12 protein-coding genes and 7 tRNA genes are annotated in these 16,662 nt (G+C 53.4%); 17 read left to right on the top strand and 2 right to left on the bottom strand.

Features of this window, described 5'->3' with window-relative positions:
* Window positions 1-48: 48 nt before the first annotated feature.
* Window positions 49-2,001, bottom strand: coding sequence for a PTS N-acetyl glucosamine transporter subunit IIABC (gene nagE / locus NA624_RS06790; RefSeq protein ID WP_001023069.1), 1,953 nt, complete (start codon window positions 1,999-2,001; stop codon window positions 49-51).
* Window positions 2,002-2,327: 326 nt separating this feature from the next.
* Here nagE and nagB point away from each other — a divergent pair, with 326 nt between their 5' ends.
* The 12 genes from nagB (at window position 2,328) to NA624_RS06730 (ending at window position 9,251) form a co-directional block, all read left to right on the top strand.
* Window positions 2,328-3,128, top strand: coding sequence for a glucosamine-6-phosphate deaminase (gene nagB / locus NA624_RS06785; protein WP_001237059.1), 801 nt, complete (start codon window positions 2,328-2,330; stop codon window positions 3,126-3,128).
* A 59-nt stretch (window positions 3,129-3,187) separates the two neighbouring features.
* On the top strand, window positions 3,188-4,342 hold the full coding sequence (nagA, locus tag NA624_RS06780; RefSeq protein ID WP_000271186.1) for an N-acetylglucosamine-6-phosphate deacetylase: 1,155 nt from the start codon (window positions 3,188-3,190) through the stop codon (window positions 4,340-4,342).
* 4 nt (window positions 4,343-4,346) lie between these two features.
* The gene (gene nagC / locus NA624_RS06775; RefSeq protein ID WP_000187578.1) at window positions 4,347-5,567 is read left to right on the top strand and encodes a DNA-binding transcriptional regulator NagC; all 1,221 of its coding nucleotides are present in this window, start codon (window positions 4,347-4,349) and stop codon (window positions 5,565-5,567) included.
* Window positions 5,568-5,613: 46 nt separating this feature from the next.
* The gene (gene nagD / locus NA624_RS06770; protein WP_000153143.1) at window positions 5,614-6,366 is read left to right on the top strand and encodes a ribonucleotide monophosphatase NagD; all 753 of its coding nucleotides are present in this window, start codon (window positions 5,614-5,616) and stop codon (window positions 6,364-6,366) included.
* A 289-nt stretch (window positions 6,367-6,655) separates the two neighbouring features.
* Window positions 6,656-8,320: an asparagine synthase B gene (asnB, locus tag NA624_RS06765; protein WP_000337032.1), complete on the top strand. Its 1,665-nt coding sequence runs from the start codon at window positions 6,656-6,658 to the stop codon at window positions 8,318-8,320.
* 222 nt (window positions 8,321-8,542) lie between these two features.
* Window positions 8,543-8,619, top strand: a tRNA-Met gene (locus tag NA624_RS06760).
* Between the two features lie 8 nt (window positions 8,620-8,627).
* Window positions 8,628-8,712: transfer RNA gene (locus tag NA624_RS06755), tRNA-Leu, on the top strand.
* A 23-nt stretch (window positions 8,713-8,735) separates the two neighbouring features.
* A tRNA-Gln gene (locus NA624_RS06750) sits at window positions 8,736-8,810 on the top strand.
* 35 nt (window positions 8,811-8,845) lie between these two features.
* Window positions 8,846-8,920, top strand: a tRNA-Gln gene (locus tag NA624_RS06745).
* A gap of 15 nt (window positions 8,921-8,935) precedes the next feature.
* Window positions 8,936-9,012, top strand: a tRNA-Met gene (locus tag NA624_RS06740).
* Between the two features lie 46 nt (window positions 9,013-9,058).
* A tRNA-Gln gene (locus NA624_RS06735) sits at window positions 9,059-9,133 on the top strand.
* Between the two features lie 43 nt (window positions 9,134-9,176).
* Window positions 9,177-9,251 (top strand) — tRNA-Gln (locus NA624_RS06730).
* Between the two features lie 132 nt (window positions 9,252-9,383).
* On the opposite strand, the gene ubiF is transcribed toward NA624_RS06730, so the two are convergent.
* Entirely contained in the window at window positions 9,384-10,559 is a 1,176-nt protein-coding gene (ubiF, locus tag NA624_RS06725; RefSeq protein WP_000184644.1) for a 3-demethoxyubiquinol 3-hydroxylase, read from the bottom strand.
* Between the two features lie 143 nt (window positions 10,560-10,702).
* Between ubiF and miaB the strand changes: the two genes are divergently transcribed.
* The 5 genes from miaB (at window position 10,703) to lnt (ending at window position 16,442) form a co-directional block, all read left to right on the top strand.
* A complete protein-coding gene (gene miaB / locus NA624_RS06720) occupies window positions 10,703-12,127 on the top strand; it encodes a tRNA (N6-isopentenyl adenosine(37)-C2)-methylthiotransferase MiaB (RefSeq protein WP_001519200.1) in 1,425 nt (474 codons plus the stop codon).
* 204 nt (window positions 12,128-12,331) lie between these two features.
* Window positions 12,332-13,378, top strand: coding sequence for a PhoH family protein (locus NA624_RS06715; RefSeq protein ID WP_001018045.1), 1,047 nt, complete (start codon window positions 12,332-12,334; stop codon window positions 13,376-13,378).
* Complete coding sequence (gene ybeY, locus NA624_RS06710) at window positions 13,375-13,848, top strand: rRNA maturation RNase YbeY (protein ID WP_000084477.1); 474 nt, start codon at window positions 13,375-13,377, stop codon at window positions 13,846-13,848. Before NA624_RS06715 ends, ybeY begins: the two co-directional genes overlap by 4 nt.
* Window positions 13,849-14,005: 157 nt before the next feature.
* Window positions 14,006-14,884, top strand: a complete 879-nt coding sequence (gene corC / locus NA624_RS06705) for a CNNM family magnesium/cobalt transport protein CorC (protein WP_001278612.1) — start codon at window positions 14,006-14,008, stop codon at window positions 14,882-14,884.
* Window positions 14,885-14,903: 19 nt separating this feature from the next.
* Window positions 14,904-16,442 carry an apolipoprotein N-acyltransferase gene (gene lnt / locus NA624_RS06700; RefSeq protein ID WP_001550099.1) on the top strand — a complete coding sequence of 513 codons (1,539 nt, stop codon included), beginning with the start codon at window positions 14,904-14,906 and terminating at the stop codon, window positions 16,440-16,442.
* Window positions 16,443-16,662 lie beyond the last annotated feature (220 nt).

Below are 16,662 nucleotides of genomic sequence, written 5' to 3'. Positions count from 1 at the left end.
TGTGATATCGCCGGATGACGTCTTACGCCTTATCCGGCCAGGAAGCGATTATTTGCTCTTGATCTCGTACAGTGGCGTTTGACCCGCTACCACGTGACCATCCGCTTTGATGACCAGAGCGCTGAAGTCATCGCTGTTGCTACAAACAACCGGGCTTATCATGGAACGCGCATTGGCATTCAGGAAGTCCAGATCCAGTTCCAGAACCGGCTGACCCGCCGTGACTTCCGCCCCCTCTTCTACCAGACGCTTGAAGCCCTGACCGTTCAGAGCGACGGTATCGATACCCATATGGACAACGATCTCCGCGCCTTTTTCGGTTTCCAGACAGAACGCGTGGTTAGTGTTGAAGATTTTCACGATAGTACCCGCGGCCGGAGAAACCACGGTTTTATCGGTGGGTTTCACTGCTACGCCGTCGCCGACCGCTTTGCTGGCGAAAGCTTCATCCGGTACCTGATCCAGCGCCACTACCTCACCGGTGATCGGAGAGACCAGTTCAGCGATAGTCACCGCATTCGGCACCGCCTGGGGTTTGGCCGCCGGAGCAGGTGTTGCAACGTGAGCCGCATCAGCAGACGCTGCCGCGACCGGCCCCCGCGCCACCACTTTCTTCATTTCATCGCCAATCGATTCCGCTTTCGCGCCGACAATAACCTGAATGGTCTGTTTGTTCAGTTTCACCACGCCGGAAGCGCCGAGGCGTTTGCAGGCCGCATCGTTGACACGAGCAGAGTCATTCACGGTCAGGCGCAGACGGGTAATACACGCATCGATCGCTTTCAGGTTGTCCGTACCGCCAACCGCAGCAATATAGCTGGTCGCCAGTTGCGTTAACCCTTCTTCGGTGTTGCTGTTGGCTTCTTCCGTTACCATCTCATCAACTTTATCTTCGCGGCCCGGCGTTTTCAGGTTAAACATACGAATAACCGCGCTGAACAGCAGGAAGTAGATGATAAAGAATACAACGCCCATCACCAGCAACATCCAGACGTTATTGCTGGCCGCTGGCAGGTTATACATCAGAACATAGTCGATCGCGCCTGCCGAGAAAGAGAAGCCTGCATGGATACCCAGCAGCGTCGCGACGAACAGGCTGATACCGGTCAAAATGGCATGCAGGAGGTACAGCAGCGGCGCCAGGAACATAAACAGGAATTCCAGCGGCTCGGTTACGCCGGTCAGAAACGCGGTGATCGCGACAGACAGCAGCATACCGCCCACCATCGGACGACGTTCTTTCGGCGCGGCGAAATACATCGCCAGAGCGGCGCCCGGCAGACCAAACATCATGATCGGGAAGAAGCCGGACATAAACATCCCCGCCGTGCCGTCGCCAGCATAGAAGCGGTTGATGTCGCCGTGGAATACAGTGCCTGCGGCATTGGTGAATTCACCAATCTGGAACCAGGCGATGGTGTTCAGTACCTGATGCAGACCGGTTGGGATCAGCAGACGGTTGATGAAGCCAAAGATACCGGAACCCAGCGCGCCTGCGGAAACGATCCATTCACCGCCCGCATGGATGCCATGCTGTACCGGCGGCCAGACGTAACCGAAAATAGCGGCCAGCACCAGACAGAAAAAGCCCGTTGCGATCGGCACAAAACGTTTTCCACCGAAGAAACTGAGAAAATCAGGCAGTTTGATACCAGACCAGCGATTATAAACCGCGCCGCCGACCAGACCGGTAATAATCCCCGCCAGCACGCCCATGTTGATTTCCGGGTTAATCGTCACCATCGCTTTGGTCATGACGAAGTAACCCACGGCTCCCGCCAGCGCTGCCGCGCCCGCGCTATCTTTAGACCAACTGGATGCCACGCCGATAGCGAAGACCAGCGCCAGGTTATCGAAAATAGACCCGCCCGCTTGCGCGATAAACGGCATATTCAGCAAATCTGGTTGGCCGAATCGCAGCAACAACGCTGCCACCGGCAACACGGCGATAGGGAGCTGCAACGCCCTACCCAGCCGCTGGAAAAAACCTAAAATATTCATCTTATTCCCCCTACGAGACGCCGATATGGCTTCTTTGAAGCCGTTTTTTATTGTGTTGCAAACGTTAAAAACGTGATGTTCTGTAATCGAACGGTGAGATCATCTTCTACAGAGTGTGTGGAAAATTAATTCGCCTCGCAAATTAAACGGGTGTTTTTTGTGATTATAATCACTAAATATCGTAATCACCCCCACCATCCACTGGCTAACACGGAAAACTTATTTTATGATTCAAAAAATCAGGACGGATTGAACACGAACCCTGGATATCCAGGTTACGCTTAATACGATCCGCCAAATTTTGACATTGATTATTGAGGTGAAGAATGAGACTGATCCCCCTGAGTACCGCAGAACAGGTTGGCAAATGGGCCGCTCGCCATATCGTTAACCGTATTAATGCGTTCAAACCGACCGCCGATCGTCCGTTTGTCCTTGGACTGCCTACCGGCGGCACGCCGCTAACAGCGTACAAAGCGCTGGTTGAGATGCACAAAGCGGGCGAGGTCAGCTTTAAGCATGTGGTCACCTTTAATATGGACGAATATGTTGGCCTGCCGAAAGAGCACCCGGAAAGCTACCACAGCTTTATGCATCGTAACTTTTTCGATCACGTTGATATTCCAGCAGAAAACATCAATCTTCTCAACGGTAACGCACCGGATATCGATGCAGAATGCCGTCAATATGAAGAAAAAATTCGTTCTTACGGTAAAATCCATCTGTTTATGGGCGGCGTCGGCAACGACGGTCACATCGCCTTTAACGAACCGGCATCTTCCCTGGCTTCCCGTACCCGTATCAAAACGTTAACCCATGATACTCGCGTAGCGAACTCCCGCTTCTTTGACGGCGACGTAAACCAGGTGCCGAAATACGCGCTGACGGTAGGCGTGGGCACGCTGCTGGATGCGGAAGAAGTGATGATTCTGGTGCTGGGCCATCAGAAAGCCCAGGCGCTGCAGGCGGCGGTTGAAGGCAACGTCAACCACATGTGGACTATTAGCTGCCTGCAACTCCATCCGAAAGCGGTTGTGGTATGCGATGAGCCGTCCACAATGGAACTTAAAGTTAAAACATTGAAATATTTCAATGAATTAGAAGCAGAAAATATTAAAGGTCTGTAATGTTGTCTCCGCCCCGCCAGTCAATGCGGGGCGGTAAATTTTTGATATCGGGGGTCAGAATGTATGCTTTAACCCAGGGCCGGATCTTTACCGGTCACGAAATTCTTGATGACCATGCGCTTGTTGTCGCTAATGGCCTGATTGACCGCGTTTGTCCGATGGCCGAACTGCCGCCGGGAATAGAACAACGCTCATTGAATGGGGCCATTCTCTCCCCCGGTTTTATTGATGTGCAGTTAAACGGCTGCGGCGGCGTGCAGTTTAACGATACCGCAGAAGCCGTCAGCGTTGAAACGCTGGAAATTATGCAGAAAGCCAATGAAAAATCGGGCTGTACTAACTTTCTGCCAACGCTTATCACTACCAGCGATGAATTGATGAAACAGGGCATTCGCGTCATGCGCGAATACCTGGAAAAACATCCGCACCAGGCGCTGGGTCTCCACCTGGAAGGCCCCTGGCTTAATCTGGTAAAAAAAGGCACCCATAATCCTGATTTCGTGCGTAAACCAGACGCTGCGCTGGTCGATTTCTTGTGCGATAATGCCGACGTCATCACCAAAGTTACACTCGCGCCGGAAATGGTGCCTGCTGACGTAATCGCTAAACTGGCGAATGCGGGCATTGTGGTTTCCGCAGGCCACTCCAACGCGACGTTAAAAGAGGCAAAAGCGGGCTTCCGCGCCGGGATTACCTTTGCGACTCACCTGTTTAACGCGATGCCGTACATTACAGGGCGTGAGCCGGGCCTTGCTGGCGCTGTTCTGGACGAAGCGGATATTTATTGCGGCGTTATCGCCGATGGTCTGCATGTCGACTACGCCAACATTCGCAATGCCAAACGCCTGAAAGGCGACAAACTTTGTCTGGTGACAGACGCCACCGCACCGGCGGGGGCCAATATTGAGCAGTTCATTTTCGCAGGTAAAACAATATACTACCGCAATGGACTGTGTGTGGATGAAAACGGTACGTTGAGCGGTTCGTCCTTAACCATGATTGAAGGCGTACGTAACCTGGTCGCGCATTGCGGCATCGCGCTGGATGAAGTGCTGCGCATGGCAACGCTCTATCCGGCACGCGCTATCGGCGTTGATAAACATCTCGGTAGCATTGCGCCGGGTAAAGTCGCCAACCTGACCGCGTTCACCCACGATTTTAAAATTATCAAGACCATCGTTAATGGTGACGAGGTCGTTGACTTGAGTAAGTGAGAATATGACACCAGGCGGACAAGCTCAGATAGGTAACGTTGATCTCGTAAAACAGCTTAACAGCGCGGCCGTTTACCGCCTGATTGACCAGCATGGTCCTATCTCGCGCATACAAATTGCCGAGCAAAGCCAGCTTGCTCCCGCCAGCGTAACGAAAATTACGCGTCAACTCATTGAACGCGGGCTGATCAAAGAAGTCGATCAGCAGGCCTCTACCGGAGGCCGCCGCGCTATCTCTATCGTCACGGAAACCCGTAACTTCCACGCCATTGGCGTTCGCCTGGGCCGTCATGACACCACTTTAACGCTCTACGATCTGAGCAGTAAAGTGGTCGCTGAGGAGCATTATCCGCTGCCGGAGCGCACCCAGGAGACGCTGGAACATGCGCTGCTCAACACCATCGCCGTCTTTATTGATAGCTGTCAGCGTAAAATTCGTGAATTGATCGCTATCTCGGTCATCCTGCCAGGGCTTGTCGATCCGGAAAGCGGCGTGATTCGTTACATGCCGCACATTCAGGTTGAAAACTGGGGACTGGTCGAAGCGCTGGAAAAACGGTTTCACGTTACCTGTTTCGTGGGACACGATATCCGTAGCCTGGCGCTGGCGGAACACTACTTCGGCGCCAGTCAGGATTGCGAGGACTCGATTCTGGTGCGCGTCCATCGTGGTACAGGCGCCGGGATTATCTCCAACGGGCGCATCTTCATTGGCCGTAACGGCAACGTCGGCGAAATTGGGCATATTCAGGTGGAGCCGTTGGGCGAGCGCTGCCACTGCGGTAATTTCGGCTGTCTGGAAACCATTGCCGCCAATGCGGCGATTGAACAACGGGTGCTGAATTTACTTAAACAAGGGTATCAAAGCCGTGTTCCGCTTGACGACTGCACGATTAAAACCATCTGTAAGGCGGCAAACCGGGGCGACAGCCTGGCCTCGGAAGTCATTGAGCATGTTGGTCGCCATTTGGGCAAAACGATCGCCATTGCTATCAACCTGTTTAATCCGCAAAAAATCGTCATTGCTGGCGAGATCATTGAAGCCGATAAAGTCCTGTTGCCCGCTATCGAAAGCTGTATCAATACGCAGGCGTTAAAGGCATTTCGCAAAAATTTGCCGGTGGTACGCTCCACGCTGGATCACCGTTCTGCTATCGGCGCTTTTGCCTTAGTTAAACGCGCCATGCTCAACGGAACATTGCTGCAACGTTTGCTGGAAAGTTGATGCGCTCTTATAGTATCGGATTATTCACAAATTCCCTGGGTAGTTCATGACCATCAAGAATGTAATCTGCGATATCGACGGCGTGCTGATGCACGACAACGTAGCCGTACCCGGTGCGGCGGAATTTCTGACGGGGATTCTGGAAAAAGGTCTGCCGCTGGTGCTGCTGACCAATTACCCGTCGCAAACCGGCCAGGATCTGGCGAACCGTTTTGCTACCGCTGGCGTTAACGTGCCGGACAGCGTGTTTTATACTTCAGCAATGGCGACAGCCGATTTTCTGCGCCGTCAGGAAGGTAAGAAAGCGTATGTCGTGGGCGAAGGCGCGCTTATTCACGAGCTCTATAAAGCGGGTTTTACCATTACCGATGTGAACCCTGATTTTGTCATCGTTGGAGAGACCCGCTCCTACAACTGGGACATGATGCATAAAGCGGCATTTTTCGTCGCCAATGGCGCGCGCTTTATCGCCACCAACCCGGATACCCACGGTCGCGGCTTTTATCCGGCCTGCGGCGCGCTGTGCGCAGGCATTGAAAAAATTTCCGGCCGGAAGCCGTTTTATGTCGGCAAACCCAGCCCGTGGATCATCCGCGCGGCGTTAAACAAAATGCAGGCGCACTCGGAAGAGACCGTTATCGTCGGCGACAACCTGCGCACCGACATTCTGGCAGGATTCCAGGCCGGTCTGGAGACCATTCTGGTGCTTTCAGGCGTATCAACAATCAATGATATTGACAGTATGCCGTTCCGCCCAAGCTGGATTTACCCTTCCGTCGCCGAGATCGACGTTATCTAAACCTGTCCCCTGCCTGATGACGCATAGCTTTCAGGCCTACGGTTCGAACAACATTGTAGGTCTGATAAGCGAAACGCCATCAGGAAAAACATAATTCAATTAATCCACGATAAAACTGAAGATCCATCAATAAATCCACGCAATATGTAATCATTTTTCACTAATCAACAATGACGATTGCATTTTTCATTTTTCAGACCGTAATCCCCTTGCGCCTTCCACGCCTTTGCGGCATTTTTTAGTCAAGCAAACACAAAAAGTACGATGCAACAGATTAACGGAGAAGGCTATGTGTTCTATTTTCGGCGTATTCGATATCAAAACAGATGCAGCGGAACTGCGTAAAAAAGCCCTTGAACTGTCACGCTTGATGCGCCATCGCGGCCCGGACTGGTCCGGCATCTACGCTTGCGATAACGCGATTCTCGCACATGAACGCTTGTCGATTGTTGATGTTAACGCCGGCGCCCAGCCCCTGTATAACGCCAGAAAAACCCACGTACTGGCGGTGAACGGTGAAATTTATAACCATCAGACGTTACGCGCGGAGTATGGCGATCGTTACGCGTTCCAGACAGGCTCCGACTGCGAAGTTATCCTCGCGCTATATCAGGAAAAAGGGCCGGATTTCCTTGACGATTTACAGGGGATGTTCGCCTTCGCCCTGTATGACAGCGAAAAAGACGCTTATCTGATTGGTCGTGACCATATCGGTATTATTCCGCTCTACATGGGCTATGACGAATTCGGCAACTTCTACGTAGCGTCAGAAATGAAAGCGCTGACCCCGGTCTGCCGCACCATTAAAGAGTTCCCGGCGGGCAGCTACCTGTGGAGCAAAGACGGCGAAATTCGTCAGTACTATCAGCGCGACTGGTTCGATTACGATGCGGTAAAAGACAACGTCACCGACAAAAACGCGCTGCGTCAGGCGCTGGAAGAATCCGTGAAAAGCCACCTGATGTCCGACGTCCCTTACGGCGTGCTGCTCTCCGGCGGTCTGGACTCGTCGATTATCTCGGCTATCACCAAAAAATTCGCCGCCCGTCGAGTCGAAGATCAGGAGCGCTCCGAAGCCTGGTGGCCACAGTTGCACTCTTTTGCAGTCGGTCTGGAAGGTTCGCCTGACCTGAAGGCGGCCCAGGAAGTGGCTAACCACCTCGGCACCGTGCATCATGAAATTCACTTCACCGTGCAGGAAGGTCTTGATGCCATTCGTGATGTTATTTATCACATTGAAACCTATGACGTGACCACTATCCGCGCCTCAACGCCAATGTATCTGATGTCGCGTAAGATCAAAGCGATGGGCATCAAAATGGTGCTCTCCGGCGAAGGCTCCGATGAGGTGTTTGGCGGCTACCTGTACTTCCATAAAGCGCCGAACGCCAAAGAGTTACATGAAGAGACGGTCCGTAAGCTACAGGCGCTGCATATGTATGACTGCGCCCGCGCCAACAAAGCGATGTCCGCCTGGGGCGTGGAAGCGCGCGTACCGTTCCTGGATAAAAAATTCCTCGACGTGGCGATGCGTATCAACCCACAGGATAAAATGTGCGGCAACGGCAAGATGGAAAAACACGTGCTGCGCGAGTGCTTCGAGTCTTATCTGCCAGCAAGCGTCGCGTGGCGTCAGAAAGAGCAGTTCTCTGACGGCGTAGGCTACAGCTGGATCGATACGCTAAAAGAGGTGGCGGCGAAACAGATTTCCGATCAACAACTGGAAACCGCCCGCTTCCGCTTTCCATACAACACGCCGTCGTCTAAAGAAGCGTACTTGTACCGGGAAATTTTTGAAGAGCTGTTCCCGGTGCCAAGCGCGGCGGAATGCGTACCCGGCGGCCCGTCCGTCGCCTGTTCTTCCGCCAAAGCCATTGAGTGGGATGAAGCATTCAAAACGATGGATGACCCATCAGGCCGCGCGGTCGGCGTGCATCAGTCGGCGTACCAGTAAATTAACGATGACGAAAGAGCCCTTAGGGGCTCTTTTTTTATAGCAAACCACTTTCGGAAAAACGATTAATACCCAATAATTGCCGAATATTGCGCCACGCTGTTCGCAACCTAACCAAACAGACACTTTCCGACGTTTTTCGATGAAAAAGAGGTTGACGCTTCAAGGCTCAATACGCATAATGCGCCCCGCAACGCCGATAAGGTAACGCGAAAAAAAGATGGCTACGTAGCTCAGTTGGTTAGAGCACATCACTCATAATGATGGGGTCACAGGTTCGAATCCCGTCGTAGCCACCATCTTTTTTGCGGGAGTGGCGAAATTGGTAGACGCACCAGATTTAGGTTCTGGCGCCGCAAGGTGTGCGAGTTCAAGTCTCGCCTCCCGCACCATTCACCGATAAGCGTTGTACGGATGGGGTATCGCCAAGCGGTAAGGCACCGGTTTTTGATACCGGCATTCCCTGGTTCGAATCCAGGTACCCCAGCCATATTTCTTCGAGTTTGCGGTTCACCGCGACGGTATTGGGGTATCGCCAAGCGGTAAGGCACCGGTTTTTGATACCGGCATTCCCTGGTTCGAATCCAGGTACCCCAGCCATCGAAGAAATCATCTGGCTACGTAGCTCAGTTGGTTAGAGCACATCACTCATAATGATGGGGTCACAGGTTCGAGTCCCGTCGTAGCCACCATATTCAGAACGCGTCGAGGTATTCGACCGGTTCGAAAATAATTTGTTGGGGTATCGCCAAGCGGTAAGGCACCGGATTCTGATTCCGGCATTCCGAGGTTCGAATCCTCGTACCCCAGCCAGTTTTAAAGACGCTCTGCTAATGAGCGCAAGAAGTACGACAATTGGGGTATCGCCAAGCGGTAAGGCACCGGATTCTGATTCCGGCATTCCGAGGTTCGAATCCTCGTACCCCAGCCACCTTTAAAAAGCTCGCTTCGGCGAGCTTTTTGCTTTTCTGGCAATTCGGACTGCCTGATGGCGCTACGCTTATCAGGCCTACGGGCGAATACAGACCGGGTAAGGTATTACCGCCACCCGGCATAACACAAACTACAACCCCAACGCATACTTCAGCGCCTGACGTTTTAGTACGCCTGCGCGCTGCGCCGCCATCAGCCCCATATTGCGTAAAATACGCAGCGGCGGCAATTCATTGCTGAACCCGGCATAAAACAGATCCATTCCACTTTGCATCATAAAATTATCTGCCATGCGCCGCGTCTGATAGCGTTTCAACACCGAATGGCTGGCCCAGGACTCGCCATAGCTACGGGCACTCGCCAGCACATCAATCAACGCATCAACATCCCGATACCCCAGGTTGACGCCCTGCCCGGCCAGCGGATGAATGGTATGCGCCGCGTCGCCTACCAGGGCCAGCCCCGGTTGTACATACTGCAACGCGTGACGACGGGTTAGCGGAAACGCGCCCGCCGCGACCGGCATCACCCCCCCCAGACGCGCCGGAAAATGCTGGTTAATTTCCACCTGCAATTGCGTCATCGATAAACTCTGTAGCTGGCGAATACGTGCCGGAGCGTCATACCACACCAGCGACGCCCAATCGTCGAACAGCGGCAAAAAGGCGCGCGGCCCCGTCGGCGTAAACTGCTGCCAGGTGCTGTCGCCTGGCGCATTTTCACACTTGACGGTGATAAGCATACACGACTGCGCATATTGCCAGGCATGAATGCCAATTCCCGCCATTTGCCGAACCTGCGAATTCGCGCCGTCGGCGCCAATCACTAACTTCGGCGTTACCCATTCGCCGTCGGCCAGTTCCAGCGCATAACCATCGTGGCGGCGGTGCAATGCCGACAGTGAAGCCGGAACGCGCAGCGTCACGCCGGGGTGCGCTTCCAGCGCCTGCCATAGCGCCTGTTGCAGGACATTGTTCTCCACCATATAGCCTAACAGCGGCAGCTTGAGTTCAGCGGCGTCGAACACCACATGGGCGTTTTCCCACTCCCAGGTCTCCAGTCGCCGATAAGGATGGCTACGCATCCCCTGCACCGCCTCCCAAACGCCCAGTCCCTTGAGCAGCGCCACGGATGCCGCGCTAATGGCCGAAATCCGCACGTCAGGCTGGCTGTTAGCCACAAACGGCGCAGGCGCGGCATGTTCTATTACCATCACCGTAAACCCTTGCTGCGCCAGACCCAGCGCCAGCGCGCCGCCGACCATTCCCCCGCCGACAATGGCAATTTCCGTTGGTTGATTTGTCATGGTCATTCATCCTGTTACGTTTTAGACAAGTTTACAGGATTTTTTACCCATTAGGGCTGACGTCAGTCATACTGGTCACAACCGCGCCAAAGCATTACACTATGCGCCCTGCTTTTCAGCCACTATTTCGCAAGAGCAAGTCGATGACTAAAAAACTCCATATTAAAACCTGGGGCTGTCAGATGAACGAGTACGATTCATCGAAGATGGCCGATCTGCTGGACGCCACCCACGGCTATCAACTGACCGACGTGGCGGAAGAGGCGGATGTGCTGCTGTTGAATACCTGCTCAATCCGCGAGAAGGCTCAGGAAAAAGTCTTCCATCAGTTAGGTCGCTGGAGACTGTTAAAAGAGAAAAATCCCGATCTGATTATCGGCGTCGGCGGCTGCGTGGCTTCCCAGGAAGGCGAGCACATTCGTCAACGCGCCCATTACGTCGACATTATTTTTGGCCCGCAAACCTTACACCGCCTACCGGAGATGATTAACTCCGTGCGTGGCGACCGCAGCCCGGTGGTCGATATCAGCTTCCCGGAAATCGAGAAGTTCGACCGTTTGCCGGAACCGCGCGCAGAAGGCCCGACCGCTTTCGTTTCTATCATGGAAGGCTGCAATAAATATTGTACTTACTGCGTGGTGCCGTATACCCGCGGTGAAGAAGTCAGCCGTCCCTCAGACGATATCCTGTTCGAAATCGCCCAGTTAGCGGCGCAGGGCGTGCGTGAGGTCAACCTGCTGGGCCAGAACGTTAACGCCTGGCGCGGAGAAAACTACGACGGCACTACCGGCACCTTTGCCGATCTGCTGCGTCTGGTCGCCGCCATCGACGGCATTGACCGTATTCGCTTTACCACCAGCCATCCGATTGAGTTCACCGACGATATTATCGAGGTGTACCGCGATACGCCGGAACTGGTCAGTTTCCTGCATCTGCCGGTACAGAGCGGTTCCGATCGCGTGTTGAATCTGATGGGGCGCACCCACACTGCGCTGGAATATAAAGCAATCATCCGTAAACTGCGCGCGGCGCGGCCGGACATTCAGATAAGCTCTGACTTTATCGTCGGTTTCCCTGGCGAAACTACCGATGATTTCGAAAAAACCATGAAGCTTATCGCTGACGTCAACTTTGATATGAGCTACAGCTTTATCTTCTCTGCGCGTCCGGGAACGCCGGCTGCCGATATGGTTGATGACGTACCGGAAGAAGAGAAAAAGCAGCGTCTGTATATTCTGCAAGAGCGTATCAATCAGCAGGCGATGGCATGGAGCCGCCGTATGCTCGGCACGACACAGCGCATTCTGGTGGAAGGCACGTCACGTAAAAACATTATGGAACTGTCTGGCCGTACCGAAAACAATCGGGTGGTGAACTTTGAAGGCACGCCGGAGATGATTGGTAAGTTTGTCGATGTGGAAATTACTGACGTCTATCCGAACTCCCTGCGCGGAAAAGTGGTGCGTACCGAAGATGAAATGGGTCTGCGCGTCGCCGAAACGCCGGAGTCCGTCATTGCCCGTACCCGTAAAGAAAATGAGCTGGGCGTAGGATTCTACCAGCCTTAATCCTGCAGGAAAGGCAATAATGCCCGATGGCGCTACGCCTGTCGGGCTTCCTGGTCATGGCCTGTCGCCCGACGGGCCTTGCAATTTTCTCTCTCCATCCCCATCTTCATTGCAATGCTTGCGCCTTTTCCCTATGGCGTGAATAATTTCCTTAGATGCCGGTAAATGTTCAGCGTCCGGCGATACAGATACAAGAGGAACAGTTTGAATATAGACACTCGCGAAATTACCCTTGAGCCCGCAGACAACGCCCGTCTGTTGAGCCTTTGCGGGCCGTTTGATGACAATATTAAACAGCTCGAACGTCGTCTCGGTATTGAAATCAACCGCCGTGACAATCACTTTAAACTGACCGGTCGTCCGATTTGCGTGACCGCGGCGACAGATATTTTGCGAAGTCTGTATGTCGATACCGCACCGATGCGCGGCCAGACTCAGGATATCGAACCGGAACAAATTCATCTGGCGATCAAAGAAGCGCGGGTGCTGGAACAGAGCGCGGAAAGCGTGCCTGACTATGGCAAAGCGATTAATATCAAAACCAAGCGCGGCGTGATTAAACCGCGGACCCCGAACCAGGCGCAGTACATCGCCAATATTCTCGATCACGATATTACCTTTGGCGTCGGCCCGGCGGGTACCGGTAAAACTTATCTTGCGGTCGCCGCTGCGGTAGACGCCCTTGAGCGCCAGGAGATTCGCCGTATTCTGCTGACCCGTCCGGCGGTGGAAGCGGGCGAAAAACTGGGCTTCCTGCCAGGCGATTTAAGTCAGAAAGTGGACCCGTACCTGCGTCCGCTGTATGACGCGTTGTTCGAAATGCTCGGCTTTGAAAAAGTCGAGAAGCTGATTGAACGCAATGTGATTGAAGTCGCGCCGCTGGCCTATATGCGCGGACGCACATTAAACGACGCCTTTATCATTCTGGATGAAAGCCAGAACACCACTATCGAACAGATGAAGATGTTCCTGACGCGTATCGGCTTTAACTCGAAAGCGGTGATCACCGGCGACGTGACGCAAATTGACCTGCCACGCAACACCAAATCCGGCTTACGTCATGCTATTGAAGTGCTGGCGGAAGTCGATGAAATCAGCTTTAACTTCTTCCACAGCGAAGACGTGGTGCGCCATCCGGTCGTTGCCCGCATTGTTAACGCCTATGAAGCCTGGGAAGAGGCAGAACAAAAACGCAAAGCGGCGTTGGCGGCAGAGCGTAAGCGTGAAGCCCAGGAGCAGGAGCAGAAATGAGCCAGGTGATCCTCGATTTACAGTTGGCCTGTGAAAACCACGCGGGCCTTCCGGATGAAGCTCAGTTTCAACGCTGGCTGGACGGCGTTATTCCGCAGTTTCAGGAAGAGGCGGAAGTCACAATCCGTCTGGTGGATGAGGCCGAAAGCCACGACCTTAATTTAACGTACCGCGGGAAAGATAAACCCACTAATGTTCTCTCCTTCCCGTTTGAAGCGCCCCCCGGCATTGAAATGCCGCTACTGGGCGATCTGATTATTTGCCGTCAGGTCGTGGAGCAGGAAGCGCAGGAACAGAGCAAGCCGCTGGAGGCGCACTGGGCGCACATGGTCGTGCACGGTAGCCTGCATTTGCTGGGTTACGATCATATCGACGATGACGAAGCGGAAGAGATGGAGTCTCTCGAAACGGAGATTATGCTTGCTATGGGCTATGAGGATCCGTACATTGCCGAGAAGATTGCAGAATAGTAGCTTGCCGGATGGCGGCGCTTGCGCCTTATCCGGCCTACATTCATGCCTTTTGTAGCCCTGATAAGCGTAGCGCCATCAGGCAAAACATGCCGTCACAGCTGAGTATGCGCATGACGAGCTTTGTATTAACTAACATGAGAACCCATACGACGCCATGAGCGACGACAATTCACACAGTAGTGACACAGTAAACAGTAAAAAGGGATTTTTTTCCCTGCTACTCAGCCAGCTTTTCCACGGGGAACCTAAAAACCGTGATGAGTTGCTGGCGCTGATCCGTGATTCCGGGCAGAACGAGCTTATCGATGAAGATACGCGCGATATGCTCGAAGGCGTAATGGACATCGCCGACCAGCGCGTTCGCGATATTATGATCCCGCGCTCCCAGATGATTACCCTGAAACGCAACCAGACGCTGGACGAATGTCTCGATGTTATCATCGAGTCCGCCCACTCGCGTTTTCCGGTGATCAGCGAAGATAAAGATCACATTGAAGGGATTCTGATGGCCAAAGATTTGCTGCCGTTTATGCGCAGCGATGCCGAAGCCTTCAGCATGGACAAAGTGTTACGCCCCGCGGTTGTCGTACCGGAGAGCAAACGGGTTGACCGTATGCTCAAGGAATTCCGCTCCCAGCGCTACCATATGGCGATCGTGATTGATGAGTTTGGCGGCGTTTCCGGCCTTGTGACTATCGAAGACATCCTCGAACTGATTGTCGGTGAAATTGAAGATGAGTATGACGAAGAAGACGATATTGACTTCCGTCAGCTTAGCCGCCATACCTGGACGATTCGCGCGCTGGCGTCGATTGAAGACTTCAATGACGCTTTCGGCACCCACTTCAGCGATGAAGAAGTCGATACCATCGGCGGGCTGGTGATGCAGGCGTTCGGCCATTTACCGGCCCGCGGCGAAACCATTGACATTGATGGTTACCAGTTCAAAGTGGCGATGGCCGATAGTCGTCGTATTATTCAGGTGCATGTCAGGATCCCGGATGACTCGCCCCAGCCAAAACTGGACGAATAACAGCAATAGTGGACTAAAAATGGCATTTGCCTCGTTAATTGAACGCCAGCGTATTCGCCTGCTGCTGGCGTTATTATTCGGCGCCTGCGGAACACTGGCTTTCTCTCCGTATGACGTCTGGCCCGCAGCGATAGTGTCGCTTATCGGGCTGCAGGCCTTAACGTTTAATCGCCGCCCGCTCCAGTCTGCCGCCATCGGCTATTGCTGGGGACTCGGACTTTTCGGTAGCGGGATTAACTGGGTTTATGTCAGTATCGCGCAGTTTGGCGGCATGCCGGGCCCGGTTAACGTTTTTCTGGTGGTGCTGCTTGCAGCTTATCTCTCGCTGTATACCGGACTGTTTGCCGGGATTTTGTCGCGCCTGTGGCCAAAAACCAACTGGCTGCGCGTCGCTATCGCCGCGCCTGCAATATGGCAAATCACCGAATTTTTACGCGGCTGGGTGCTGACCGGCTTCCCCTGGCTGCAATTTGGCTATAGTCAGGTCGACGGCCCGCTAAAAGGCCTGGCGCCGGTAATGGGCGTCGAAGCGATCAACTTTCTGCTGATGATGATCAGCGGCCTGTTAGCGCTGGCACTGGCGACGCGGAACTGGCGTCCGCTGGCTGTCGCCGTGATTCTGTTTGCTTTGCCCTTTCCGCTACGTTATATCCAGTGGTTTACGCTGGAACCGGCCAAAGCGACCCAGGTATCGCTGGTGCAGGGCGATATCCCGCAGTCGCTGAAGTGGGACGAAAACCAGCTACTGAATACGCTAAAAATTTATCTCAACGAAACTCGCCCAGAGTTAGGCAAATCACAGATTATTATCTGGCCTGAGTCGGCGATTCCGGATCTCGAAATCAATCAGCAGCCTTTCCTTCGTTCGCTGGACGAGATGTTACGCGAAAAAAATAGCACGCTGATCACCGGTATTGTCGATGCGCGTCTCAATAAACAGAATCGATACGACACCTACAATACGATTATTACGTTGGGCAAAGATAATCCATACAGTTATGATTCGCCCAATCGCTACAATAAAAATCACCTTGTGCCCTTTGGCGAATTCGTTCCGCTGGAGTCTATCCTGCGTCCGCTGGCGCCGTTCTTCGATCTGCCCATGTCCTCCTTTAGCCGCGGCCCTTATATCCAGCCGCAGTTACATGCGCACGACTATAAGCTGACGGCGGCAATCTGTTATGAAATTATTCTTGGCGAACAGGTGCGGGATAACTTCCGCCCGGACACCGACTATCTGCTGACGATTTCTAACGACGCCTGGTTTGGTAAGTCCATTGGCCCGTGGCAACATTTCCAGATGGCGCGGATGCGTTCGCTGGAGCTGGCGCGTCCGTTACTGCGCAGTACTAATAACGGTATTACGGCGGTGATTGGCCCGCAGGGCGAAATCCAGGCGATGATTCCGCAGTTCACACGCCAGGTGCTGACCACCCACGTCACGCCAACCACGGGGTTAACTCCCTATGCTCGTACCGGCAACTGGCCGCTATGGGTACTGACCGCGCTGTTTGCTTTTGGCGCGGTAGTGATGAGTCTGCGACAACGACGGAAATAATATCTCCCCAGGCCGGATAGCGCTTCATTTATCCGGCCTGAAAATCCTCCTTTTTCCCCCATTCTGGCACGTCTATTGCTTTGTTAAACATGGCAAACCTGTTCTGGCTGCTTGTGCAACCTGGTCGCACCAAAATCGATCATTGGTAGCACCTGAACGGTGCAATGTAGGATTTTTGCCTCTGAACGGTGCGGCGCACTTCGCAAAAATAAACAATATC

The organism is Salmonella sp. NW38 (assembly GCF_051807745.1).
In the GTDB taxonomy this organism is placed as follows: Bacteria; Pseudomonadota; Gammaproteobacteria; order Enterobacterales; family Enterobacteriaceae; genus Salmonella; species Salmonella enterica.
The sequence above is the reverse complement of the archived record's forward strand: the minus strand, read 5'-3'. Positions and strand labels throughout refer to the sequence as shown.